The organism is Bradyrhizobium tropiciagri (assembly GCF_018130545.1).
Lineage (GTDB): Bacteria > Pseudomonadota > Alphaproteobacteria > Rhizobiales > Xanthobacteraceae > Bradyrhizobium > Bradyrhizobium tropiciagri_A.
The window spans coordinates 380978-404021 of sequence record NZ_JAFCKF010000004.1 but is presented as its reverse complement, the minus strand read 5'-3'; the positions used below and the strand labels follow the sequence as shown (position 1 = coordinate 404021).

Sequence of the window (23044 nt, the reverse complement as noted above, 5' to 3'; positions counted from 1 at the left end):
ACCCCGCCTCGGAGACGCTATTCCAGACCTCAAGTCTTTGTGAGATCGGCTTCCACGATCGCACGCAATTCCGGCGTGACGTGCGGGCGCTGCCCGAACCACAATTCGAAACCGCGCACCGCCTGGTGCAGCAGCATGCCGAGCCCGTCGGCGGTCTTGAGGCCGCGTGCCTGCGCCGCCGCCAGCAGCGGCGTCACCAGCGGCACATAGACAATATCAGAAACAACCGCGCCCTGCGGCAACAGCCCGACATCGATCTCGAGCGCGGGCTGGCCGTGCATGCCGAGCGACGTCGTGTTGACGAGCAGGCCGGCGCGCGGCAGCAGCTCGCCGACCTTGTCCCAGGTCGCGGGATGAACACGCGCACCATATAGTTCTGCGAGCGCGCGGGCGCGATCGATGCTGCGGTTGACCAGATGGACGCGTGCGATGCCGCGCTCGATCAGGCCGAACACCACCGCGCGCGCCGCGCCGCCGGCGCCGAGCACCAGCGCGTCCTCGGTCTTGTCCCAGCCGGGCGCACAGGCGTCGAGATTATTGATGAAGCCTTCGACATCGGTGTTGGTCGAGCGCAACTCGCCATCGGCAAACCACAGCGTGTTGGCGGCACCGACCGCGCGGGCGCGCTCATCCGGCGTCGACAGTGCCAGCGCGTGTTCCTTGTGCGGACGGGTGACGTTGGCGCCGACGAAGCCGCGCAGCGACAGGCGGAACAGGAAGTCCTTGAAATCCTCCGGCGGCACGGCCTCGATCACATAGCCGCCCTCGAGGCCGAGCGTGCGCAGCCAGTAATGATGGATCAGCGGCGAGCGGGAATGCGCCGCCGGCCAGCCGATCAGGCACGCGGCGCGGGTCTTGGTTGCGGAGGTCATGACCGTGACATCGGCCAACGCAGGCTCGCTGTCAATCCGTCCGCTTCGCGGTTGCGGCAACCAGCGCGCTGAGGGCGAACGCGGCGCCCGCGGCAAACCAGATCGCGGCGAGATTGATCCAGCGGTACGCCAATGCGCCGGCGAGCGCACCGGCAACCAGCGCCGCCCATAGCAGCAGGTTGGGCAGCCAGGCCCAGGGCGCGCCGCCGGTCAGCGCCGCGGCGATCAGCTGGCCGGCCTTGACCAGCGCACCCGTAACATAGGTGAGACCCAGCCCGGCCCCGCCCTCGAGCTGGAAAACGGCATTCTCAAGCCCCATCGCCAGCACGATGGCGGCGACCGCGGCGTTCGGCAGGCCATACGCATAGGCCGTTGCCGCCGCCGTCAGCAGCAGCGCCTCGATCAGCAGGATCAGCGGCTGGCGATGGGCAAGCGGGCTCAGCACGACCAGGCTGCCGGCCGCAGCTCCCGCGACGAACAGCACGATCAACTCCAGCGCCTCCAGCGCATGCTGCCAATGCCCCTCGGCCAAGGTCACGCCGAGCCGCGTCGAGTTGCCGCTCATGAAGGAGACGAACAGTCCGCCGAGATGCAGATAGCCGATGCCGTCGACATAGCCGGCCAGCGCGCTGAGCGCGCAGGCCAGCGCCAGGTTGCGGCGGGATTCTAGCATGCTGTCCTTGCGCCCCCATCAGGGACGCAAGCTAAAGCATGATCCGGACAAGTGCGAAGCGGTTTTCCGAAAAGATCATGCTCAGACAAAGCTCAAGCGCGATGACGATTCAACCCAATCTCATCGCGCTTGAACTGGCGCCGGCCACGCTGCCAACAATCACGCCCGCGCGGGGCGTGATTGTTGCGACAGCCTCACGCCGCGTCGCGATGCGCGGCGATGATCTGGTCGGCGGCACGGCCCGTCACCTCGGCCATGCGGTCGAACTGGCGCTTGAAGGTGCCGGCGCCGGCGGTCGCCGAGCGCAGCTCGACGATGAGGTCGCCGATCTCGGATTCCGGCATCGTGGCGCGAACGCAGTCCCAGCCGCTCCAGCCGTCGCGGGTATCGAAGCCGAGGATCTGGCCGCGGCGCGCCGACAGGATCGCGTTGATCTTGGCGGTCGCATCGGTCGGACAGACGATCTCGACCATGTGGATCGGCTCCAGCAGCACCGGCTGGCACTGGGGCAGCGCCTCACTGACGCCAACCCTGGCCGCGGTCCGGAAGGCCAAGTCGGAGGAGTCGACGCTGTGATAGGAGCCATCCGTCAGCGTGACATCGACGTCGATGACGGGGAAGCCGAGCGGCCCACGCGTCAGGGCGTCGACGACCCCCTCCTCCACCGCGCCGATATAGTTGCGCGGCACCGCGCCGCCGACCACCTTCTCGTGGAATTCGAAACCGGAGCCGCGCGGCTTCGGCTTGATGTCGAGCACGACGTCGCCGAACTGGCCGTGGCCGCCGGACTGCTTCTTGTGCCGGCCGCGCTGGGTGACGGCCTTGCGGATGGTCTCCTGGTAGCCGATCGCCGGCGGATGCGATTTGACGCTGACGCCGTAGCGGTCTTTCAGCCGCTCCTGCGCGACGCGCAGATGCATCTCGCCCTGCCCCCACAACACGGTGTCATGGGTGCGCGGGTTCTGGATCATGGTCAGCGAGGGATCTTCCTCGTTCAGGCGCAGCAGCGCCTGGCCGAGCTTGACGTCGTCCTTGCGATCGGTCGCGGCGATCGAGATCGACAGCACGGCCGCAGCCGGCTCGACCTTGACCAGCGAGGCCGGAGCCGTCTTGCCGCTCGAGAGCGTATCGCCGGTCTTGATCGCATCGAGCTTGCCGAGCGCGACGGCGTCGCCGGCCTCGGCCTGCGGCCGCTTGCTGTCATGCGCGCCCGAGACCGCGAGGATGCCGGAGACCCGCCCGCTGTCGCCGGACGAGGATTGCAGCGTCGCGCCGTCATCGAGCCGGCCCATCAGCAGGCGTGCGAACGACAGCTTGCCGCCGTGCTGCAAATGCACGGTCTTGAACACGTAGGCCAGCGCGTCCTTCTGCTCCTTGATGCCGAGCCGCTTGGCGGTCTCAGTGACGCCGGGTGCCTCATGGCGTAGCGCCTTCATCAGACGGAGCACGCCGTTCTCGCGGCTCGCCGCCCCCAGCAGCACCGGGCAGATCAGCCCTTCGCGCAGTTCGCGGGCGAGATCGTCGAACACGGCATCGCGCGGCGGCTGGATATCCTCCAGCAACTGCTCCATCAGCGCATCGTCGTGATCGGCGAGCTTCTCCAGCATCGAGAAGCGGGCTTCCTTCTCGCGGTCGAGATTGCCGCCCTCGAGCGCCATCACCTCCGACGGCTTGTGCTCGCGATAGACGAAGGCGCGCTCCAGCGCGAGATCGACAAAGCCCTCGATCAGATCGCCGTTCCAGATCGGGATCTGGCGCAGCACCAGCGGGACACGCGAGGCCGGTTGCAGCGTCGCAAGCGTCTCGCGGACGCGCTTGTTGGCGCGATCGATCTTGTTCAGGAACAGGAAACGGGGAATCCCGAGCTCCTCGAGCTCGCGCAGGATGATCTGCAGCTGCGGCAGCTTCTTCTCGTCAGCCTCGCAGACCACGACCGCTGCATCGACTGCCGGCAACGCGGCACGCATGTCGTGCGCGAATTCGATCGAGCCGGGGCAATCGATAAAGGTGTAGCTGTCCCCCATAAAGGTGGTGGTCGCGGCGGTCAGGCCTACGCCCATCTTGTGTTGACGCGCCTCGGGGCTGGCATCGCCGACGGAGGTTCCGGCATCGACGCTGCCGGCAGACTTGATGGCGCCTGTGCGCGCCAGGATCGCTTCCAGAAGTGTGGTTTTACCGCTTTGGAAAGGGCCCACCAGCGCGATGCACCGTGGACCTCGGGGACTTCTGACGTCTTGTCCCATTGCCGCCTCCTCGTTTTGGAGCTCGGCCCATGATTGGGTCGGCGACCATTCATGCTCTGCCTGCGTTTGACTTTTGGCAAGCGGGAAAACGTCGCTGCGGTGCGGCGTCGCGCAAGTTTGCGATGGCAGCGCGCAGCGCCGTCATCGTCCAGTCGATTGCGTCCGCTCGTCGGTTCCTCAGGGCGCAGAGCGCAGCGCGATCCCGCGCCAGCGCGTCGCGATGTCGAGCAGGCGCTGCACGGCGGGCGAGACATCCTCTTCACGCCACGCGATCGTGAGCGGCGCCGTCACCATTGGCGCAGCAAGCCGCACGTAAGCCACGCCGCGCCCCGTCTGCGCGCGTGCCGCGGCCTCCGGAACAAGCGACACACCGACGCCCGCGGCAATCAGGCCGATCGCAGTTTGCAGATGAAGCACCTCCTGCGCAAGCCGCGGCGTGAAGCCGGCGGCCTGGCAGGCCGCGATGATCAGGCCGGTGACCGAAGGCTCGGGGCGGACCGGATAAAGCACGAAGGCATCGTCGGACAATTCGGCGAGCGCGATCTCGCCGCGCGCCGCGAGGGGATGCGCGCGCGGCAGCGCTGCAACATACGGCTCATCGAGGATGACACGCTGGGCAAGACCCGCTTCGGGCAACAGCGCCGGACGCGCGAAGCCGACATCGATGCGACGCCGCCGCAGCGCCTCGGCGATCTCGGCTGCCAGCATCTCGTCAAGCACGAGCTCGACATCGGGACAGGCGTCGCGATAGGCGCCGACAATATCGGCAAGGCCGGCAAACATCGCGGAGCCGACGAAACCGATTCCGAGCTTGCCGGCCTGACCGCGACCGACGCGCCGCGTGTCCGCAACTGCCTCTTCGAGACCTGCGAGCAGCGCGCGGGCACGCACAAGGAACAGCTCGCCGGCCTCGGTGAGCCTGACCGGACGGCTATTCCGTTGCAGCAGCGTGACGCCGAGCTCCTCCTCGAGCTGACGGATCTGCTGGCTCAGCGGCGGTTGCGCGATGTGCAGCCGCTCGGCCGCGCGCGTGAAATTCAATTCTTCGCCGAGCGCCACGAAATATCGCAGGTGTCGCAATTCCATGCCGGCGATATAGCACGGCGGCCGGCGCCGGCAGCAATACGCAATAGCTCTGCTAGCGTATCGAACGAGTATTGGACCGGACGCGCGAACGCGGACAGCCTGCGGCAAAACCACAGGAGGTCGCAATGACGGCACTGGAAAAAGCCTTCGCGGACGCAGCCGCGGCTGGCATCAAGCAACAGAAAATCGACATCGACGGCCTGCGCGTCAACGTCGCGCGGTTCGGCAAGGGCCCGCCGCTGCTGCTGCTCCATGGCTGGCCGGAGTTCTGGCTGGTGTGGCGCCCGCTGATGCTGCACCTCGGCGACAGCTTCGAGCTGATTGCGCCCGACCTGCGCGGCTGCGGCGACACCGGCAAGCCGGTGCCGGGCCCCGACGCGTCCGCGACTGCGGAGCGCCACGCGCTGGATATGTTCGCAGTCATGGATGCGCTCGGCCATGGCAGCTTCGGCGCGATCGGCGGCGATCTCGGCGCTTATGTCATGCAGGCGATGTCGCATCATGCCCCGCAGCGGCTGACCGGCACGCTCTATCTCTGCACGCCCTATCCGGGCCTCGGCCAGCGCTACGGCCAGCCCGGCCACCTGATCGAAGTCTGGTATCAATACTTCCAGCAGCTGCCATGGGCCGCGCAACTGGTCGGAAGCTCGCGCGAGTCATGCCGACTCTATTTCCGCCATTTCCTCGACCACTGGTCGGGCGACGATGCCGCCGTGTTCGGCGATCTGCTGGAAGCCTATGTCGATAACTTCATGAAGCCGGGCAACATCCAGGGTGGCTTCGACTGGTATCTGTCTTCCGCGCCCAATCGCCGCTTGTGGCTCGAAGGCAAGCTGCCGGCGCAGCCGCGCATCGACGTGCCATCGCGCTTTCTCTGGGGCCGCCGCGATCCATTGATCGCGCCCGAATGGTCGGACAGGTTGAATGACTACTGGAGCGAACCGTCGATCAGGTTCGTCGACACCGGGCACTATGTTCACGCCGAAGCACCCGGGATCGTTGCCGAAGAAGCCCGCGGCTTCTTCGGCCGATTGGAGAACGCGGCGCGCGCGCCTTAGCGACCTGGACGCAGCTCGAGGCTTTCGAGGCCGGCGGCGACGTTGACGCCGACCTGGCCCTGCACGCTGAGCGGCTGCAGGGCGATGGTGTTGTCGGAGCCGCCGACCAGCACGTTGCCGCCGACGCCGACGCCGAGCGTCGCGCTGCCTTGCGCGCCGGCGTAATTGCCGGAGAGCGCACCCGGCCCGAGCCGTTCCACCGGTGCGTAGACGCCCCAGGCCAATGCCGACTCCTGCGTGATGCCGAGATCGATGCCGACCTTGTGGATGGTCGCGATGTAGCGGTCCTCAGGCATGCCATTGGCGCGCAGCACGCAGCCGAGGTTGGTCACGGAACCGACGATGAAGCCGATGCTCGCGCCGCCGCGGCATTCCAGGACGCCGACCTGAACGCGCTGGCTCGGCTGTTGGGCGTTGGCGCCAACGATTGCGATCAGCGTGGCAATGGCAGCACCGGCGAGGAGAGTGAAGCGACGCATGTTGGGGAGTCTCCGGCTGAGAGGCATGACGCGAGCAGAGAACAGAACGGCGCCGTGTGTGCGGCGCCGTTCGCATCCTATGCCATAACATCGCATGGTCAGCCAGAATTTGCGGTGCTCGGCCACCAATTGTTGGGAGATGTTGCGGCGCTGCTATGTTCCACCGGGCCTGCCGATCTGGCCGAGCAACGGACAGCAAACAACCGACAACAAAAAGAGGCCCGCTTTCGCGGGCCTCTCTGATCGAACACCGACCGGCTTAGTGGTGGTGATGATGATGACGGTGATGGCGATGGTGACGGCGCGGACCGTAGGCAACCGGCTCGAGATCGATCCCGGCGATGCCGGCCGCAACGTTGAGGCCCGTCTGGCCCTGCACGCTGATCGGCTGCAGCGCGTAGGCGTTGTTCGGGCCGCCGAACAGGAAGTTACCGCCGGCGCCGAGGCCGACCGAGGCGTTGATGCCGACGCCGCCGTAGCTGCCGGCAAGCGCACCGCGCGGGAGCTGCGTGGTCGGCGCGCTGACGGCCCAGGCGAGCTGGGTGGTCGCGGTGACGCCGAGGTCGACGCCGATGCGCTTCACGGTCGCAACATAGGGCTCGGGGCGGCGGCCGCCGCTCTGGAACACGCACTCGAGGCGGGCAACAGAGCCGACGACGAAGCCGACGTTCTCGCCGCCCTGGCATTGCAGAACCCCGGCCTGAACCTGCTGGGGCGCCGCGTTGGCGGTGGCGAACGGCGCCAGCAACGCAAGCGCTGCAAGGGTGAGAGTCGAAAGTCGCATTATCTGTCTCCGCAAGGTGAACTGAACTGGAATTTGTGCGGCGGACAGAAAGCAAGGGTCGTGTCCAAAACAAGGCAGTTCGCAAAGAGGCCGTAAAAACTTCCCGCCTGTGGCATCGATGTTCGCACACACGCGCGTGAAGTGAGCTGCTTGTGATTTGACTCTGCGATTTTACCGGCAGGCGATTGAATGCCACAAACAAAAACGCTCCCGCATCTGGTGCGGGAGCGTTTTCTTAGATCAGAAACAATTAACGCAGATTGCCGCAGAAGCGCTGGATGCGCTTGCAGGCATCCTCGAGGTCCGAGGTCTTGGTGGCGTAGGAGATGCGGAACGCCGGTCCGAGACCGAACGCCGATCCCTGCACCACGGCAACGCCCTCGCTCTCCAGCAGCTCGGTGACGAACGCCTCGTCATTGTCGATCACCTTGCCGGTCGGCGCCGTCTTGCCGATCGTGCCGGCGCAGGACGGATAGACGTAGAACGCGCCTTCCGGCCGCGGGCACTCGATGCCGCTCGCCTGGTTGAGCATCGACACCACGAGGTCGCGGCGCTCCTTGAACACCTTGTTGTTCGCGGCAATGAAGTCCTGCGGACCATTCAGCGCCTCGACCGACGCCCACTGCGCGATCGACGACGGGTTCGAGGTCGACTGCGACTGGATCGTCGCCATCGCCTTGATCAGCTGCGCCGGGCCGCCGGCATAGCCGATGCGCCAGCCGGTCATGCAGTAGGCCTTCGACACGCCGTTCACGGTCAGCGTGCGATCGTACAGGCTCGGCTCGACCTGCGCCGCGGTGGTGAAGACGAAGTCGTCATAGACGAGGTGCTCGTACATGTCGTCGGTCATCACCCAGACATGCGGATGCCTGACCAGCACGTCGGTGAGCGCCTTGAGCTCGCTCCTGGTGTAGGCCGAGCCGGTCGGGTTCGACGGCGAGCACAGGATCACCCACTTGGTCTTCGGCGTGATCGCCTTCTCGAGGTCCTGCGGACGCAGCTTGAAGCCGGTCGAGGCCGGGCACACCACCGGCACCGACTCGCCGCCGGCGAGCGCCACCATCTCGGGATAGCTGACCCAGTACGGCGCCGGGATGATCACCTCGTCGCCCGGATTGATGGTCGCCATCAGCGCGTTGTACAGCACCTGCTTGCCGCCGGTGCCGACGATGATCTGGTTCGGCTTGTAGCTCAGGCCGTTCTCGCGCGAGAACTTGTTGATGATGGCTTCCTTGAGCTCCGGAATGCCGCCGACATCGGTGTACTTGGTCTTGCCGGCCTCGATCGCGTGGATCGCAGCCAGCTTGATGTTGGCGGGCGTATCGAAGTCCGGCTCGCCGGCACCGAGGCCGATGACGTTGCGGCCCGCGGCTTTCAGCGCGCGTGCTTTGTCCGTGACCGCGATCGTCGCGGACGGCTTCACACGGTCGAGCGCAGCGGACAGGAAGGCCATTATCATCTCCTGGCAAACGTCGTGAGCCGTTGGGCCACGACTTGATTTGAATGGGATCGCGGCACCCTAGGCCTGTCGCCGCTGCACCGCAAGAAGCTTGGCGGTAAAGCACGAAAACTTTCACGCATGGCTCGCAGCATGCGCAATTTTCCGCAAGTTCCGGCCCCAAATGACTCATATCCGGCAAGCGCGGCTGTGGCCGCTCCAGCCCTGCCGGCAAGGCCTCCGGCGGCGTGCGCCAGTGCGGATTGCTCCGAGGACAATCTGCCGCGCGGCGCTTGCCTGACAGTGCCGACGACGGGCCATCGGACGCCACTGCCAGCCGGCACATCGTGCGTTAACGTTTGTAAATTGCAGCGCGTCGGCCGCACGGCAGCGACGGCATCGACCGGCACCGTGCACAGCGTCGCGCAGCCGTGATCCCTGGTGTTCGGCCGTGTTGATGGAATCGTTCTGCACGCGTGCAGTGCGGTAGAGGTTTCGACTTTTTCCACATTGCAGGGCTTGCGACGCACCCCTGTCGGCATCATTGTTTAGCGGCGTTGCGGTGTGACAGGCCGCGCAATCTCGAGCGTACCGTCTCCCTGATCCGAGTGAACACCGACGCAATGTACAAGCTCTATTCGATGCAGCGCTCCGGCAACAGCTACAAGGTCCGGCTGGCGCTTGCCGTGCTGAACACGCCGTACGAGGCAATCGAGATCGACATCCTGCGCGGCGAGAGCCGCACCCCGGACTTCCTGGCCAAGAATCCAAGCGGCCAGGTGCCGCTGCTCGAGGTCGCCGACGGCCGCTATCTCGCCGAGTCCAACGCCATCCTCTGGTACGTTGCGATCGGCACGCCGCTGGCGCCGGAGTCGCGGATCGAGCGCGCCGAGGCGCTGCAGTGGATGTTCTTCGAGCAGCATGCGCTGGAGCCGAATATCGGCGCCGCCTATTTCTGGCTGTCGCTGGTCAAGGGCGGGCGCGACCTGCAGACCCACGCGCTGGAGGACTGGATGGAGCGCGGCTACGCGGCACTGCAGGTGATGGAAAATCACCTCAAGGGGCACACCTTTTTCGCCGCCGAACAGTTCACCGTCGCCGACATCGCGCTCTACGGCTACACCCATGTCGCCGACCGCTGCGACTTCGACCTGACGACTTTCCCCTCGATCCGCGCCTGGCTGAAACGGGTCGAGCAGACCCCCGGATTCGTCTCGATGGATTGGCAGCCCGACGCCGAGCCGCAGGCCCGCCTTGTGGCCGGCCTCTGAAACAACTGGGCCTGGATAGCGGGAACAGCGGGGAAACTGCCTAAACAGCGGGCAAAACTGCCCGTTTGGCCGTATTTCGGCCATTTTCGGGGGACCCCGCCGCCGCAATGTTGCCGGTGACCATCGGCAGATTCGTTCGGATGTCGCGAGTGATTCGCTCGCGGCCTGAGGGATTTAGACCATGAGACGGTGGTCCGGCACGGCAGGCTTCCACGGCCGCCTTGCCCCAGTGGCATCATCCCGGCTGACGAACGCGATCGCCGCGTCGCTCGCGCTTGGCGCGCTGACGCTGTGCCTGGTCGTCGCCGTGACGGTGCTGTCGAGCAACCTGAGCATGGTAACTGCGATCCCGGCGTAATTCAGAAAATTCCAGTTAGCACCTGATCCGCGGCAAGGCGCGGGAGAGACAGCGGCGCGACATGATGAAGACCCCCGTCGGACTTGTGACCGTGACGCTGTCAGCGGCGATCCTGCTGGCGGCATCGCTCCTGATCGTGACCGGCACCCAGGGCGAAGACCGTGGCCACCCCGCGCCGGTGACGACGCCCGCCGCCAAACAGGCTCCGCACCGCTAGCGCCAATGCGCTAGCTCCATTTGTGGAAGATGAAGAACGCGCCGGCGGCGATGAAGGCAAATCCGAGCGCGTGATTCCAGCCCAGCGGCTCCTTCAGGTACAGCACCGAGAAGCCGGCGAACACGACCAGCGTGATCACCTCCTGCATGGTCTTGAGCTGCGCCGCGCTATAGACCGCGCTGCCCCAGCGATTGGCCGGCACCGCCAGCCAATATTCGAAGAAGGCGATGCCCCAGCTCACCATGATGACGAGGGGCAGCGAATGGTCCTTGAACTTGAGGTGACCGTACCAGGCGAAGGTCATGAAGACGTTCGAGGCGAACAGCATCAGAATCGGCAGCAGCGAAGGCGAAATGGCGGGCATCGATGTCCTCTTGCAAGCAAAGCAGGCGGTAACCCGCAGGCCCGGAACCGGGTTCCATACCGATCTGCATATCATTTGATTTGAAAGCAGCGAAAGCTGGTTCAGCCCGCGCAAGGCCCGCTTAACGGTCACGACCGAAATGCCGGCGCCGTTGCGGCCCTGTTGTCAAACTAACGCTTTATCGTTTGTTCGACAGATAGCGAGAACACGCATGCGGTTCGACTGGCGTGCAATTTCAGGCCCGGCCCTGACGGCGATCACAGCGCTTGCCGCCTTCCTGATCGATCGCCTCGTTGTCGCCGTCCCCAATCCCGCGCCGCTGTTCGTCTGCATCGTGGCGCTGGCGAGCTCGATCAGCGGCATCGCCTCCGGGCTGATCTCCGCCGCGATCGCGGTGGCTGGCTCGGCGCTGTTCTTCCTCGATCATCGCGCGCTGCCTGGCTATGACACGGCCGACGTCGCGCGGATGCTGCTGCTGGCGGCGACCGCGGCCGGCACCGCCTTGATCACCGGAATGCTGCGGCAGAAATGGATCGACGCCTTTGCCGCCGACCAGCAGCACCACGCCACGTCAGAGCGGCTCGCCGCCGCGCTCGACCGGGTCGATATCGGCATCGTGCTGCTCGATGCCGACACCCGCGCCGAATTCATCAACCGCGCCTTCCGCGATTATTTCGCGCTGTCGGATGCGCAGGCCGAGAGCAAACCGCCCTTCGTCGCGCTGATGTATCATGGCCGCGATACCGGCGCCTATGAATTGCCGGAAGACGAGCTCAGCGCATTCATCACTGATCGCATCGCGATGATGCGTTCAGGCGATTCCACACCGATCAACCTCAATCTCGCCGACGGCCAGGTGTTGCGCTTCAGCTGCACGGCGCTGCCCGACGGCGGCCGCATGCTGAGCTATACGCCGGTGACCGACCTTGTGCGGCACACCGACGATCCGGCAAAGGCCGACGAATACCGGGCGCAGCGCGCCGGGCGCGAACGCCATCTGGCGCGATTGCTGCGCGCGGCCGAATGAGGCGCGACCTCGTCCGCAATTGATCCCGTACGACGGCGGCGATAAAACGCGACAGGCGATGCGCAACGCATCGTGCAATGCGGGATCATCCAACCCATGTCCGACGACGTCACCATCCGCTTCGTCACGCGCGACGATTACGCCCAGTGGCTTCCCTTGTGGGACGGCTACAACGCCTTCTATGAACGATCCGGACCGACCGCGCTCGCGCCCGAGATCACGGCAATGACGTGGGCGCGCTTCTTCGATGCCTACGAGCCGGTGCATGCGCTGGTCGCCGACGCCGGCGGCACGTTGCTCGGTTTGACGCACTATCTGTTTCATCGCTCGACCACCGCGATCGCGCCGACCTGCTATCTGCAGGATCTCTTCACCAGCGAGGCCGCGCGCGGTAAGGGCGTCGGCCGCGCCTTGATCAACGGCGTCTACGCGCAGGCCAAGCTCGTCGGGTCGCCGCGCGTCTACTGGCAGACGCATGAGACCAATCACACCGCAATGCAGCTATATGACAAGGTCGCGGACAAGCCCGGCTTCGTGATCTATCGCAAGATTCTCTGAGCACGCATGCACAGCCTGTGGATCGAATAAAGGTGTCACCTGCACGTTACAAAGCCCGGCTAGGCTTTGCCTCGCGTAAGATCAGGCCCCCCGTCTCAGATCTCGCGCCCCGAGCGGTCCCCGTCAGTCGCCGCGTCTGACCGGGACCGCTTTTTTTCGACATTTCCAGTTCGCGAGATCGCTATTTTTGCGACTTTGCCATGCATGGTCGGCGGTAGGGCTGCACCTTGCCCACCCTCGGCGTGCTTGTCACAATGCGTCGCATCCCTCGCCCATCCCCACAGGATTGTCTCATGGAAATTCGTAATCTCGGCGGCTCCGGCCTGCGCGTGTCCGCGGTCGGCATCGGCTGCAACAATTTCGGACAACGCACCGATCTGGAAACCTCGCGCAAGGTGATCCACAAGGCGATCGATCTCGGCATCACCCTGTTCGACACCGCCGACATCTATGCAGGCATGGGCGGCTCGGAAACCGTGCTCGGCACCGTGCTGGGCGACCGCCGCAAGGACATCGTGCTCGCCACCAAATTCTCCAAGCCGATGGCGACCGACGGCACCAGGCAGGGTGCCTCGCGGCGCTACATCATGTCGGCGGTCGAAGCCAGCCTGACCCGGCTGAAGACCGACTATATCGATCTCTACCAGCAGCACGATTACGATCCCCTGACCCCAATCGACGAGACGCTGCGCGCGCTGGACGATCTCGTGCGCCAAGGCAAGGTGCGCTACATCGGCAACTCCAACTTCCCGGCATGGCGGATCGCTGAAGCCGAATACGTCGCGCGCCAGATGAACGTGAACCGCTTCGTGTCCTGCCAGGACGAATACAGCCTGGTGGTGCGCGGCATCGAGAAGGACCTGCTGCCCGCCGCGCAGCAATACAATCTCGGCCTCTTGCCGTTCTTCCCGCTGGCCAGCGGTCTGTTGACCGGCAAGTACCAGCGCGGCACCGCCGCGCCGGCCGACACCCGCTTCGCCAAGGCGCCGGCCCTGAAGGACCGCTACGTGACGCCGCGCAACGAGGACATCGTCGAGAAGCTGCAGGCCTTCGCCAAGGAGCGCGGCCACACCATGCTCGAGCTCGCCTTCTCCTGGCTCGCCGCTCGCCCGCAGGTCGCCAGCGTCATCGCCGGCGCGACGCGTCCCGAGCAGATCGAGCAGAACGTGAAAGCGATCGGCTGGAAGCTCTCCGCGGAGGAGATGGCGGAGATCGACGGGATTACGAAGGGCTGAGACCGAGCGGCGCTTTCTCCGCTCCCTCTCCCCGTCCTTCACGGGGGGAGGGTTGGGGTGAGGGGCGTCTATCCACGCAACCCAGTCTGAATCGTAATCAGCACACCCTCGATGTTGCCGAGCACATCGTTGTTCCAGAAGCGAAGCACACGGTACCCTTCATCCGCCAAATGCCGGTCCCGAACGACGTCTGCGGCCGCCTCCGCGTGCTGGCCGCCATCCACCTCGATCACGAGCTGCTTCTCGCGACAGACGAAATCGCAGATGTAGCTCCCGATCGGCACTTGTCGCGCGAACTTGTGACCATCGATCTGGCGATCCCGGATGCGATTCCAAAGCGCAATCTCCGCGTCCGTTTGATTGGCGCGCAGTCTTCTCGCGAGTCGGATAGGCGTTTCCTTGCGGCCACGCATTGCCCTGCCCCTCACCCGGAAGCAACGCGATGCATTGCTTCCGACCTCTCCCCGCAAAGAGCGGGGAGAGGTTGAGGAAGTCAAGCCACCAGCCCCTTCATCGGCTTCGCCGGCGCACTATCCGGAAACACCGCGTCGGCCAGCACGCGCTCGCCGAGGCCGAACTGGTCGTGCAGCACGCCCTTGATCACGGCACGAAGGTCGGTGGTCGGGGCGAGATCGCGGGCCTGGTAGAGATTGGCCACCTTCAGGCCCGGCCAGTCGGTGATCATCCGGCCCCCGTTGACCGCGCCGCCGGCGAGCAGCGCGATGGTGCCAGTGCCGTGGTCGGTGCCCTCGGTGCCGTTGATGCGCGCGGTGCGGCCGAATTCGGTGGCGACCACGATCACGGTGTCGCGCCAGCGCGCGCCGAGGCCGCTCTGGAATTCCGCCAGCGCACCGTCGAGGCCGCCGAGCAATTGCGCGAGGCGGCCGACCGGCCCGCCTTCATTGGCATGGGTATCCCAGCCGTCGAAGGCGAGCGCGCCGATCCGCGGGCCATCATCGGCCGCCATCAACTTCGCGGCGCCGCGCGCCACCAGCCGCATCGCCGCAGCGCCGCCACCACCGGGCTTCGGCTTCATCTCGTCGCCCTGCGCCTGCTTCTCCAGCTGCAAGCCTTGCGTCAATGCACTCGCGAGCGTCGGATCGCGGTGCTGATAGAGATCGAGCAGCCGCATCGCGGTGTCGTCGGCGGCTTGCGGCAACGCGGTCGGCGCCCAGCCGACGGTCGGCGTCGCACCGCGCAACACCAGCGGCGTGGTCGGGCCGACCGCGAGCGCGCTGGTCACACGCTCGCCCTTCGGCAATGCTTCCAGCGCGCGATTGAGCCAGCCGGACTGCACGCGGCCGGGACCGGGGAAGCCGCTCTCCAGCACATCCTGGCCGTCAAAGTGTGAGCGGTCGCGATACGAGGTCGCCACCGCATGCACCACCGCGGCCTGCTTGGCGCGATACATCCGCGCAAATTCCGGCATCGCCGGATGCAGGCCGAAGAAGGAATCCAGCATCACGGCCGCGTTCGGTCCATCGGGGCGCAGCGCGATCGCGCCATGCAGGCCGGCATAATCGGGGTCACCGACCGGAGCAACGGTGGCAAGGCCGTCGAGCGCGCCGCGCAGAATGATGGTGACGAAACGCGGATCGCGGCCATCGGCGGCGCGCGCGAATTTCGGCAGATAAGCCCAGGCGGCAAACGAGGCGCCGCCAAGCAGCAGCGTACGCCGCGACGTCGCCTGCATCATCTGGCTCTCGGAGCAATCCATCGTCATCTCCTCTGGAATTCCGGCGACATCAGCAGCAGCGCCAGCGCCTGCTGCCGCGATTCCGCGCGCTCGATGGTGCGCCGCGTCTCCGCCGACGCGGCATCCGCAGCGACCAGCTCGAGCAGGTCGCGCGGATCGAACCGGTCGGCGAGTTGGGACGCCACTTGCGCCGAGATATCGAGCCTGAGCTTGAGGCCCTCAGGCGCCGCCCAGGCCGCGCTCGTATCGGGAAAGCCGTTCGGTCCGGCCGGCGACCACAGCGGCTGTCCGAGCACATTTAGGCCGTTGAGATAACGGCCCGGGTCTTCGGGATTGCGCGCCAGCAGACGGCCGGAGGCGACCAGGAATTCGTACGGTGAACGCATCTTGGTCAGCGGCGCCTGCCAGGCCTCGTTGGACTGGACCAGCGTCGTGGCCAGCGCCCTGAGATCGCCGTCGGTTTTGGTGAAGCTGTCCTGCAGCTTCGCCACCAGCGCCGGCGGCGGATCGTCCGCGACGAAATGGCGGGCGAATTTGGTCGCGATGAATTTCGCGGTCGAGGGATGCCGCGCGATGTCGGACAGCACCGCCTCGCCCTGCGCGATGCCGGCCTGCGCATAGGCCTTGCCCAGCACCTGCTGCGTGCCGGGCTGATGCGCATTGGCGTTGAACACGAAACTGCCGGGCGTACCGAGCCGACCTTGGCGGCCGGCAAAGGTCCAGCCGGTGATGACGCGCGCCAGCGAGGTCACGTCGTCCTGGGTATAGCCGCCGCCGACGCCGAGCGTATGCAGCTCCATGATCTCGCGCGCGAGGTTCTCGTTCAGGCCGCGGTGGCGATTGATGCCGGCGCGCGACTCCGGTCCCAACGATTGCTGGTTGTCGAGGAAGAACAGCATCGCCGGATGCTGCTCGACGGTCTTCAGCATGTCCGAGAAACGGCCGAGCACGTGCGGACGGATTGCCTCACGCTCGAACGAGCCGGCCCACATCCGCGCCAGCGCGCCCTTGTTGGCAGAGATGCAGAAGTGGTTGGACCAGAACACCACGAGCCGCTCGACGAAACCACAATCGGCGACCACGCTGCGCTGCAGCCGCGCCAGCGCCTCGGCACGGAACGTCTTCTGGATGATGTTGGGCGGCTCTGCCGGCGGCTTGGGCGGATTGGCCACCGCCTGCATTGTCGGAGGCTGCATCGTTGCTGATGGCATCATCGCCGCATTGGCGTTGTCGACCGCCTGCGGATCCTTGCCCGCGATCTCCTTGGCGGCCGTGGACAGCGACAGATTGCGCCGCTGCGGCGGCGTTGCGTCGGAACCTCGCGGCGGTGTCTCGCTGGCGCCGTGCTGCGCGACCTTCGCGGCATTGCGCGCCTGCTGGATCTCGAACTGATAGTCGAACACCTGCCTGCCGAGCTCCGGCGTCGAGAGCAGGCCCGGCACTTCGAGCAGCGCACCGTTGGGGCGCGCCAGTTCCGCCAGCACGAAGCCGCGCGGATCGGAGGCTGCGTTGATGAAGTCACCGGCCGCGCCGCCGCGGGCGCCAAATCCAAACCGGTTGAGAGCAGTCAGCGCGGCTTGCGAATCACGGGCCATCAGAATTCCCTTAACGGCCTATCCCGGCTATATCAGTGCCGGCATCATAGCGCGGCCCGGGATGAACCCGAGATTAATTCGCGCATTAAATCGCGGTTAGAATGGACCTCTCGTCAAACGATGTTTCCAAACAAGTCTCTCCGCGCCGGCTTGCCTGCACGGCATGCGGCAGCGAATTCGCCTGCGCGCCGGCGGGACCGTGCTGGTGTTCCGACGAGAGCTTTCGTCTGCCGATGCCGACCGATGGCAGCGACTGCCTCTGCCCAACATGCCTGCGGAAGCTCGCGGAACAACAAGCGGTGAGCGGCACGTGAACGCACCCTGGACCGTCGACGCCATCCTGCTCGACATGGACGGCACGCTGCTCGACACCGAGAAGGTTTACTTCGACAGCCTAGTCGCCGCGCTGAACGCGTGCGGCTACACCGACGGCATCGTCGCGCTGTGCCATTCCATGGTCGGCCTGCCCGGCCCGGTCTGCGAAGCCATGCTGCGCGAGCACTATGGCGCGACGTTTCCGCTCGAGGCCGTCAACCAGGCCTTTCTCGATCATCGCGATGAGATGATGCGCGCGGGCCTGCCGCTGAAGCGCGGCACGCTCGCCCTGCTCGACGCCATCGCCACGGCGGGACGTACGACGGCGATCGTCACCTCGTCGTCGCGCCGATCGGCCGAGCGCAACCTGACGCTCGCCGGCATCCGTGACCGCTTCGAGACGCTACTGACGCTTGACGACGTGACGCACGGCAAGCCGGATCCGGCACTCTATCTCAAGGCAGCCGCGCGGCTCGGCGTGATGCCGGCGGCCTGCATCGCAGTGGAAGATTCCAACCACGGCGTCACGGCGGCTCACGCCGCCGGCGCGATCACGCTGATGGTGCCAGACATCGCGCCGCCGACGGAGGAGACCCGCGCGAAATGCGCCGCCGTGCTGCCGGACCTCAACGCCGTGCTGGCGCTGCTGCAGGAGCGCGGCGCGCTTTAGCCGTCGTTGCGGGCACTTCGGACACCACGCTGGCGGGTTATGCTGGAGCCGCCATCGGACCGTGCTTTTGCGCAAACCGGCGGGCTAACCCACCATACGAAGCATCGCGAACCCGCTCAGATCGTTCGCACCTTCGATGACTTCGCGGTCTTTGCGCGTTTCACCGCCGCGCGGTTGTCATGCGCTGCGTGACGGGTGCGCGTCTTTGCGTCCAGCGCCGCCTGCCGCGTTTTGCCACCACCGCGGTGAGCGGCGTATTCCTTGCCATCGATTGGCGCCAGATGGGGCGGGTCAAAATCGAGATAGGGGCGCGCGACGCCAAACTCCTTGCCGTGCGCGTCGACCCATTTCCAGAGCCTTTCCGACGATTTCCAGCGGTCGTCGCGAGTCGCGCCGTCGATGCTGACGATGTCGGCCGCGAGCCCATGGCCGTAGCCGCCACGGAAGCTGCCGCCGTGATACGACTTGTTGCTGGCCGCCTTCAGCCCGCTTGCAATCGACTGGCGGTAATCATCGCGGAAGGCGCTGGTAATGCCGGGCGACAGTCCGGCCTGTTCCGCCGCGAGAAGCGCACGAAAGAGCTTCAGCTTGAAGCTCCGATCGACGCCTCCCATGACGTAGTCCATCATCGGCATGCCGGCTCTTTCGGCCGCCTTGGTGTCCTTCCAGGCGAAATCCTCATCGACGAGCTTGGTGAAGGTTCTGGTGACCGTCACCATTTTCTTCTTTCTCTTGACCGTCACTGCCCTCAGCTCAGGCACCTTGATGGTGTCTTCCTTGGGCGTCCTTTGATAGAGCGCCCACAGATAGCGATCGATGCAGGCATTGACGTCCCAGCACTCGTCGAGGATTTCGACGGAGTCTACCGCCGGCTTGACCACGCGAGGCTCCGGATCCGGCGTGTTCGCTGCCGGCGCCTGCAGCGGTTGAATGTCCGGCGGCAGCGCCGGATCGGTCAACGCGGCCTCGACGACAGGTCCGGTCTCCTGCACGGTCGGCGCAGCCTTGGCGGTCGCCAGCGCTTCCTGTTCGCTCATGGTCAATGCATGAGGGCCATCGACGGCAGCATCCGACGTGGCAGTCGCCGGCGATATCGCCGATACGGCATCGGCGAGGACAGCTGGTGCGCGTGACTCATCAACCGATGCACCGGTGACTGACACATCGGTGACTGACGCGCTGATCTTCTCGATACCAGCCGAACCAAACGCCGCAAACCACGAGACAATGCAGCCCGACAGAACGACCGTCCCGCCCAACGTCGCCGCCCGCACCCGCCGCGAGTTCATCATCCCAGCCTCCACGGGCTCCTTGGGAGCCAGATTGCAAGCATGTGACGATGCGATCATCCGCTCGGGGCGTGGTCGCGCAATGGCGAAAGAAGGTTAACGACCCATCTTTCCGAAGGATGTTGCCCGAATGCAACTCGCGCCCTACCCCCGTTTTTGCCCCTTCTTCTTGAGCGCCATCGCAATCAGCGTGCGCGCGGCTTCGCCCGCGGTTTCCATGTAGCTGGCGTCACGGTGCAGCAGCACGACGGCGAATGATCCGTCGAGCAGCAACAGGATCTGCCGCGCCAGCTTGAGTGGATCGGCAATGCCCTGCTCCGCGAAGGTCGCGCGCAGCCAATCCTCGAACTTCTTCTTGTGCGCGGCGCCGATCCGGATCGCGGGATGGCCGGGCATGTTGGCGAGTTCGGCGGAGGTGCGCAGGAAGCCGCAGCCCTTCCACTTCGGGTGCCGCGCCGAGCGCGCGAGGTTCTTGAAGATCGCCTCGACCTTCACCGGCACGCCGCCCTCAGCCTCCTCGAACCATTTCCGGAACAGCGCGAGATTGGGCTGGTCGCGCGCGGCGAGATAGGCTGCGACCAGATCGTCCTTGCTCTTGAAGTGATAATACAACGTGCGCTTGGTGAGGCCGGCCTTGGCGGCGACCTCGTCGACGCTGACGCGGCGAATGCCTTCATTGTAGAACAGCGCGCTCGCCGCCTGAACGATGCGCGCGCGGGTCGGCTCGGAGGGCCTGGGCATGACCCCGTATGTATACTAACCAGTGAATATACACAAATTGCAGCTCACCTTACATTCGGCTCGACGAACGCCAATGCCGGAGACTGCACCATGCCAGACCCCATCCTGCTCGAGATCACCGACGGGATCGCCCTGATCACCCTAAACCGCCCCGAGCAGCTCAACGCGCTGAACTACGCGCTGATCGATCAGCTGATGGCGGCGCTCGACCGCATCGAGGGCGATGCCGCGGTGCGCGCCGTGATCCTGACCGGCGCCGGCGAGCGCGCCTTCTCGGCCGGCGCCGACATCAAGCAATTCTCTGACAGCGTGAAACAGGGCCCAGCCGTCGCGGTGCGCGACTTCGTCCGCCGCGGACAAGCCATGACCGCGCGGCTCGAGGCGTTCAAGAAGCCTGTGATCGCCGCGGTCAACGGGCTCGCCTTCGGCGGCGGCTGCGAGATCACCGAAGCCGTGCACCTCGCTGTTGCCAGTGACCGCGCGCTGTTTGCAAAACCCGAGATCAAGCTCGGCATGCCGCCGACCTTCGGCGGCACCCAGCGGCTGCCTCGGCTGGCCGGGCGCAAGCGCGGATTGGAATTGCTGCTGGCAGGCGATCCGTTCTCGCCCGCGCACGCGCGCGAGATCGGGCTGATCAACCAGATCGTGCCGCACGATCAATTGCAGACCGCCGCGCGCGAGCTCGCCGGCCGCATCACCAGGCATTCGCCCGGTGCCGTCTCCGGCACCATCACTGCGGTGACGCACGGGCTCAATGCGCCGATTGCCGAGGGCCTGCTGGTCGAGAGCGAGCAGTTCGCCGCGCTGGTGCCGAGCCGCGATCTGGCCGAGGGGCTTGCGGCGTGGAAGGAGCGGCGGCCTGCGAAATATGTCGGGGCGTGAGGCGCTCCTTCCGCAGTCGCCAAGGGTGGGCAAAGGAGCGTAGCGACGTGCCCACCATCACGAGCCGTGCAGGATGGTGGGCATGCTGTCGCTTTGCCCACCCTACGCTCTCGCAACGGCTACCGCACCACCGCTGCGGTCTGACCGAACAGCAGCTTGCGTTCTTCCTCGGTGCGGATCGCGGGCTGGCCGAAATTCGGATTGACCTCCTTGGCCTTGGCGTAGGCGCGCTCGGTCGCCGGGCGCTTGCCGATGGTCTCCAGCCAGCGCTTCAGATGCGGGAAGTCGTCGATCTCCTGGCCCTGGTTCTTGTAGGGCACGACCCAGGGATAGCTCGCCATGTCGGCGATCGAATAATCGCCGGCGATGAATTCGCGGTCGGCCAGCCGCTTGTTGAGCACGCCGTAGAGCCGGTTGGTCTCGTTGACATAGCGATCGATCGCGTAAGGCAGCTTCTCGACCGCATAGTTGCGGAAGTGATGGTTCTGCCCGGCCATCGGCCCGAGCCCACCCATCTGCCAGAACGTCCACTGGATCGCGTCATAGCGGCCGTAGAGATCCTGGGGCAGGAATTTTCCGGTCTTCTCGGCGAGATAGAGCAGGATCGCGCCGGACTCGAACAGGGATAGCGGCTTGCCGCCGCCCTTCGGCGCATGATCGACGATCGCCGGAATACGGTTGTTCGGCGCGACCTGGAGGAAGTCCGGTTTGAACTGATCGCCCTTGCCGATATTCACCGGGAAGATCTTGTATGCGAGGCCGGTCTCCTCGAGGAACATCGTGATCTTGTGACCGTTCGGCGTGGACCAGTAGTGAAGATCGATCATGGGCGTGATCCTGCATTTCCAGGGATTGCTGACGCATCGGCGAGAAAGATGCGCAAGAAAGATGCGATTGCATGGAGTTGGGCGCATAACCGCACCCAAGTCAATGGCACCGCATTGCGCCGCGCGCGAATGTGATCTGCAAACAACGCAAGCGACCGATTGAGCTGCGCCCCGATTGCACCTAGGCTCCGCATACTTCGTATTTAAGAATTTTCAGAACATGGGGCATTGTGATGACACGAGATTTGGCACGACGTGATTTCCTGAAAGGCTCGGCGGCGATCGCCGGCGCCGCGGCCGCCGGCGCATTCTCCTGCGTCGAGATCGCGAGCGCGGCACCGATCGAGGTGCCGACCGTCGACAAGCTCTCGATCCGCGTGCTGGTCGATTCCAGCTTCGACCTGTTCCTGCGGCCGAAGCAGGCGCACGGCGTCTCGATCGCGCCGGCGGCGCGCGGCGCCGACTTCCGCAAATCGCTGCACAATGAATGGGGCCTGTCGCTGTGGTTGGAATCGGAAGCCGCCGGCAAGCAGCGCAGCTTGATGCTGGACTATGGCTACACGCCCGAGGTGCTGCTCAACAACATGGAGTTGGTCGGCGTCGATCCGTCCAAGCTCGACGCGCTGATCGTGAGCCACGGGCATTACGACCATTTCGGCGGCCTCAACGGCTTCCTCGACAAATTCCGCGACAAGCTGCCGGCCGACGTCAAGCTCTACGCCGGCGGCGAGGATAATTTCTGCCACCGCGTCAGCCCGACCCCGACCAAGGGCCAGTTCACCGATTTCGGCACGCTGGATCGCCGCCAGCTCGCCGCGCAGCGCGTCACCACGGTGCTGTGCGAGACCCCGACCGTGATCGCCGGCCACGCCTTCACGACCGGCAAGATCACCCGCCGCAGCATCGAGCGCGTGCTGCCGCAGACCTGGGTCGAGTTCGGCATCAAGGACGGGCTCGGCTGCAACGCCAGCCACTATCTACCGGCCGAGATGGACGGCAAGATCGTGCCCGACGAGCACATCCACGAACACGCCACCTGCTTCAACGTGAAGGATTTCGGCCTCGTCGTGATCTCGTCCTGCGGCCATGTCGGCATCGTCAATTCGGTGAAGCAGGCGCAGGAGGTCTCAGGCATCCAGAAGGTGCACGCGATCGTCGGCGGCTTCCATCTCGGACCGGCGCCGAAGGACTACCTCACCGAGGTCGTCGCCGAGATCAAGAAGCTCGATCCCGACGTGCTGATCCCGATGCATTGCTCCGGGCTCAACTTCGTGCAGGAGGCGACCGCGCAGATGGGCGACAAGGTGCTGGTCACGACCACCGGCAGCCGCCTTTCCTTCGGCATATGATCCGATCAATCCTGCGC

24 protein-coding genes are annotated in these 23044 nt (G+C 65.5%); 10 read left to right on the top strand and 14 right to left on the bottom strand.

What is annotated here, in order from left to right; translation table 11 throughout:
• Positions 1–29 precede the first annotated feature (29 nt).
• The 4 genes from JQ616_RS19535 to JQ616_RS19520 all read right to left on the bottom strand — a co-directional run bounded on the left by JQ616_RS19535 (position 30) and on the right by JQ616_RS19520 (position 4874).
• Positions 30–872, bottom strand: coding sequence for a shikimate dehydrogenase (locus JQ616_RS19535; protein ID WP_212017010.1), 843 nt, complete (start codon positions 870–872; stop codon positions 30–32).
• Between the two features lie 31 nt (positions 873–903).
• Positions 904–1545, bottom strand: a complete 642-nt coding sequence (locus JQ616_RS19530) for a YoaK family protein (protein ID WP_212017008.1) — start codon at positions 1543–1545, stop codon at positions 904–906.
• A gap of 194 nt (positions 1546–1739) precedes the next feature.
• Complete coding sequence (locus tag JQ616_RS19525) at positions 1740–3788, bottom strand: elongation factor G (RefSeq protein WP_212017006.1); 2049 nt, start codon at positions 3786–3788, stop codon at positions 1740–1742.
• Positions 3789–3965: 177 nt separating this feature from the next.
• Positions 3966–4874, bottom strand: a complete 909-nt coding sequence (locus JQ616_RS19520; protein WP_212017005.1) for a LysR substrate-binding domain-containing protein — start codon at positions 4872–4874, stop codon at positions 3966–3968.
• Between the two features lie 125 nt (positions 4875–4999).
• Between JQ616_RS19520 and JQ616_RS19515 the strand changes: the two genes are divergently transcribed.
• On the top strand, positions 5000–5932 hold the full coding sequence (locus tag JQ616_RS19515) for an alpha/beta fold hydrolase (RefSeq protein WP_212017003.1): 933 nt from the start codon (positions 5000–5002) through the stop codon (positions 5930–5932).
• Here the strand turns inward: JQ616_RS19515 and JQ616_RS19510 are convergent.
• The 3 genes from JQ616_RS19510 to JQ616_RS19500 form a co-directional block, all read right to left on the bottom strand.
• Positions 5929–6411 (bottom strand): DUF992 domain-containing protein, encoded by a 483-nt coding sequence (locus JQ616_RS19510; RefSeq protein WP_212017001.1) that lies wholly within the window; start codon positions 6409–6411, stop codon positions 5929–5931. The genes JQ616_RS19515 and JQ616_RS19510 overlap by 4 nt on opposite strands.
• A gap of 259 nt (positions 6412–6670) precedes the next feature.
• Positions 6671–7195, bottom strand: a complete 525-nt coding sequence (locus JQ616_RS19505) for a DUF992 domain-containing protein (protein ID WP_212016999.1) — start codon at positions 7193–7195, stop codon at positions 6671–6673.
• A gap of 250 nt (positions 7196–7445) precedes the next feature.
• Complete coding sequence (locus JQ616_RS19500; protein ID WP_212016997.1) at positions 7446–8648, bottom strand: pyridoxal phosphate-dependent aminotransferase; 1203 nt, start codon at positions 8646–8648, stop codon at positions 7446–7448.
• 608 nt (positions 8649–9256) lie between these two features.
• On the opposite strand from JQ616_RS19500, the gene JQ616_RS19495 reads away from it, so the two are divergent.
• The 3 genes from JQ616_RS19495 (at position 9257) to JQ616_RS19485 (ending at position 10479) form a co-directional block, all read left to right on the top strand.
• On the top strand, positions 9257–9904 hold the full coding sequence (locus tag JQ616_RS19495; RefSeq protein WP_212017860.1) for a glutathione S-transferase family protein: 648 nt from the start codon (positions 9257–9259) through the stop codon (positions 9902–9904).
• Positions 9905–10085: 181 nt separating this feature from the next.
• On the top strand, positions 10086–10262 hold the full coding sequence (locus tag JQ616_RS19490; protein WP_212016995.1) for a hypothetical protein: 177 nt from the start codon (positions 10086–10088) through the stop codon (positions 10260–10262).
• Positions 10263–10323: 61 nt separating this feature from the next.
• Positions 10324–10479 (top strand): hypothetical protein, encoded by a 156-nt coding sequence (locus JQ616_RS19485; RefSeq protein WP_212016993.1) that lies wholly within the window; start codon positions 10324–10326, stop codon positions 10477–10479.
• 10 nt (positions 10480–10489) lie between these two features.
• Here the strand turns inward: JQ616_RS19485 and JQ616_RS19480 are convergent, their stop codons facing one another.
• Positions 10490–10843, bottom strand: a complete 354-nt coding sequence (locus JQ616_RS19480; protein WP_212016991.1) for a DMT family protein — start codon at positions 10841–10843, stop codon at positions 10490–10492.
• A gap of 211 nt (positions 10844–11054) precedes the next feature.
• Between JQ616_RS19480 and JQ616_RS19475 the strand changes: the two genes are divergently transcribed.
• From JQ616_RS19475 to JQ616_RS19465, 3 genes are all read left to right on the top strand, one after another.
• Positions 11055–11870 (top strand): PAS-domain containing protein, encoded by an 816-nt coding sequence (locus JQ616_RS19475; protein ID WP_212016989.1) that lies wholly within the window; start codon positions 11055–11057, stop codon positions 11868–11870.
• A 96-nt stretch (positions 11871–11966) separates the two neighbouring features.
• Positions 11967–12428 (top strand): GNAT family N-acetyltransferase, encoded by a 462-nt coding sequence (locus tag JQ616_RS19470; RefSeq protein WP_212016987.1) that lies wholly within the window; start codon positions 11967–11969, stop codon positions 12426–12428.
• A 293-nt stretch (positions 12429–12721) separates the two neighbouring features.
• Entirely contained in the window at positions 12722–13663 is a 942-nt protein-coding gene (locus tag JQ616_RS19465) for an aldo/keto reductase (protein ID WP_212016985.1), read from the top strand.
• Positions 13664–13731: 68 nt separating this feature from the next.
• Here the strand turns inward: JQ616_RS19465 and JQ616_RS19460 are convergent, their stop codons facing one another.
• The 3 genes from JQ616_RS19460 to JQ616_RS19450 all read right to left on the bottom strand — a co-directional run bounded on the left by JQ616_RS19460 (position 13732) and on the right by JQ616_RS19450 (position 16954).
• The gene (locus JQ616_RS19460; RefSeq protein WP_212016983.1) at positions 13732–14076 is read right to left on the bottom strand and encodes an endonuclease domain-containing protein; all 345 of its coding nucleotides are present in this window, start codon (positions 14074–14076) and stop codon (positions 13732–13734) included.
• An 80-nt stretch (positions 14077–14156) separates the two neighbouring features.
• Complete coding sequence (locus JQ616_RS19455; protein WP_212016981.1) at positions 14157–15386, bottom strand: DUF1501 domain-containing protein; 1230 nt, start codon at positions 15384–15386, stop codon at positions 14157–14159.
• The gene (locus tag JQ616_RS19450; protein ID WP_212016979.1) at positions 15383–16954 is read right to left on the bottom strand and encodes a DUF1800 domain-containing protein; all 1572 of its coding nucleotides are present in this window, start codon (positions 16952–16954) and stop codon (positions 15383–15385) included. The genes JQ616_RS19455 and JQ616_RS19450 overlap by 4 nt, the downstream gene beginning before the upstream one ends.
• 310 nt (positions 16955–17264) lie before the next feature.
• Here JQ616_RS19450 and JQ616_RS19445 point away from each other — a divergent pair, with 310 nt between their 5' ends.
• Positions 17265–17939, top strand: a complete 675-nt coding sequence (locus tag JQ616_RS19445; protein ID WP_212016977.1) for an HAD family hydrolase — start codon at positions 17265–17267, stop codon at positions 17937–17939.
• 116 nt (positions 17940–18055) lie between these two features.
• Here the strand turns inward: JQ616_RS19445 and JQ616_RS19440 are convergent, their stop codons facing one another.
• Both JQ616_RS19440 and JQ616_RS19435 read right to left on the bottom strand, forming a co-directional pair.
• A complete protein-coding gene (locus JQ616_RS19440; protein WP_249137003.1) occupies positions 18056–19231 on the bottom strand; it encodes a peptidase M15 in 1176 nt (391 codons plus the stop codon).
• 141 nt (positions 19232–19372) lie between these two features.
• Complete coding sequence (locus JQ616_RS19435) at positions 19373–19969, bottom strand: TetR/AcrR family transcriptional regulator (protein WP_212016975.1); 597 nt, start codon at positions 19967–19969, stop codon at positions 19373–19375.
• Between the two features lie 90 nt (positions 19970–20059).
• On the opposite strand from JQ616_RS19435, the gene JQ616_RS19430 reads away from it, so the two are divergent.
• Positions 20060–20851, top strand: coding sequence for a crotonase/enoyl-CoA hydratase family protein (locus JQ616_RS19430; RefSeq protein ID WP_212016973.1), 792 nt, complete (start codon positions 20060–20062; stop codon positions 20849–20851).
• 119 nt (positions 20852–20970) lie between these two features.
• On the opposite strand, the gene JQ616_RS19425 is transcribed toward JQ616_RS19430, so the two are convergent.
• Complete coding sequence (locus tag JQ616_RS19425; protein ID WP_212016971.1) at positions 20971–21678, bottom strand: glutathione S-transferase N-terminal domain-containing protein; 708 nt, start codon at positions 21676–21678, stop codon at positions 20971–20973.
• Between the two features lie 233 nt (positions 21679–21911).
• Between JQ616_RS19425 and JQ616_RS19420 the strand changes: the two genes are divergently transcribed.
• Positions 21912–23027 carry an MBL fold metallo-hydrolase gene (locus tag JQ616_RS19420; RefSeq protein ID WP_212016970.1) on the top strand — a complete coding sequence of 372 codons (1116 nt, stop codon included), beginning with the start codon at positions 21912–21914 and terminating at the stop codon, positions 23025–23027.
• Positions 23028–23044 lie beyond the last annotated feature (17 nt).

Bases quoted from the DNA above. Each gene is read 5' to 3' on its own strand.
- JQ616_RS19510 (WP_212017001.1), bottom strand. From the start codon at position 6,411: ATGCGTCGCTTCACTCTCCTCGCCGGTGCTGCCATTGCCACGCTGATC.
- JQ616_RS19470 (WP_212016987.1), top strand. From the start codon at position 11,967: ATGTCCGACGACGTCACCATCCGCTTCGTCACGCGCGACGATTACGCC.
- JQ616_RS19535 (WP_212017010.1), bottom strand. From the start codon at position 872: ATGACCTCCGCAACCAAGACCCGCGCCGCGTGCCTGATCGGCTGGCCG.
- JQ616_RS19515 (WP_212017003.1), top strand. From the start codon at position 5,000: ATGACGGCACTGGAAAAAGCCTTCGCGGACGCAGCCGCGGCTGGCATC.
- JQ616_RS19485 (WP_212016993.1), top strand. From the start codon at position 10,324: ATGATGAAGACCCCCGTCGGACTTGTGACCGTGACGCTGTCAGCGGCG.
- JQ616_RS19425 (WP_212016971.1), bottom strand. From the start codon at position 21,678: ATGATCGATCTTCACTACTGGTCCACGCCGAACGGTCACAAGATCACG.
- JQ616_RS19475 (WP_212016989.1), top strand. From the start codon at position 11,055: ATGCGGTTCGACTGGCGTGCAATTTCAGGCCCGGCCCTGACGGCGATC.
- JQ616_RS19530 (WP_212017008.1), bottom strand. From the start codon at position 1,545: ATGCTAGAATCCCGCCGCAACCTGGCGCTGGCCTGCGCGCTCAGCGCG.
- JQ616_RS19455 (WP_212016981.1), bottom strand. From the start codon at position 15,386: ATGACGATGGATTGCTCCGAGAGCCAGATGATGCAGGCGACGTCGCGG.
- JQ616_RS19520 (WP_212017005.1), bottom strand. From the start codon at position 4,874: ATGGAATTGCGACACCTGCGATATTTCGTGGCGCTCGGCGAAGAATTG.
- JQ616_RS19480 (WP_212016991.1), bottom strand. From the start codon at position 10,843: ATGCCCGCCATTTCGCCTTCGCTGCTGCCGATTCTGATGCTGTTCGCC.
- JQ616_RS19465 (WP_212016985.1), top strand. From the start codon at position 12,722: ATGGAAATTCGTAATCTCGGCGGCTCCGGCCTGCGCGTGTCCGCGGTC.
- JQ616_RS19420 (WP_212016970.1), top strand. From the start codon at position 21,912: ATGACACGAGATTTGGCACGACGTGATTTCCTGAAAGGCTCGGCGGCG.
- JQ616_RS19440 (WP_249137003.1), bottom strand. From the start codon at position 19,231: ATGATGAACTCGCGGCGGGTGCGGGCGGCGACGTTGGGCGGGACGGTC.
- JQ616_RS19450 (WP_212016979.1), bottom strand. From the start codon at position 16,954: ATGGCCCGTGATTCGCAAGCCGCGCTGACTGCTCTCAACCGGTTTGGA.
- JQ616_RS19505 (WP_212016999.1), bottom strand. From the start codon at position 7,195: ATGCGACTTTCGACTCTCACCCTTGCAGCGCTTGCGTTGCTGGCGCCG.
- JQ616_RS19490 (WP_212016995.1), top strand. From the start codon at position 10,086: ATGAGACGGTGGTCCGGCACGGCAGGCTTCCACGGCCGCCTTGCCCCA.
- JQ616_RS19460 (WP_212016983.1), bottom strand. From the start codon at position 14,076: ATGCGTGGCCGCAAGGAAACGCCTATCCGACTCGCGAGAAGACTGCGC.
- JQ616_RS19500 (WP_212016997.1), bottom strand. From the start codon at position 8,648: ATGGCCTTCCTGTCCGCTGCGCTCGACCGTGTGAAGCCGTCCGCGACG.
- JQ616_RS19435 (WP_212016975.1), bottom strand. From the start codon at position 19,969: ATGCCCAGGCCCTCCGAGCCGACCCGCGCGCGCATCGTTCAGGCGGCG.
- JQ616_RS19525 (WP_212017006.1), bottom strand. From the start codon at position 3,788: ATGGGACAAGACGTCAGAAGTCCCCGAGGTCCACGGTGCATCGCGCTG.
- JQ616_RS19430 (WP_212016973.1), top strand. From the start codon at position 20,060: ATGCCAGACCCCATCCTGCTCGAGATCACCGACGGGATCGCCCTGATC.
- JQ616_RS19495 (WP_212017860.1), top strand. From the start codon at position 9,257: ATGTACAAGCTCTATTCGATGCAGCGCTCCGGCAACAGCTACAAGGTC.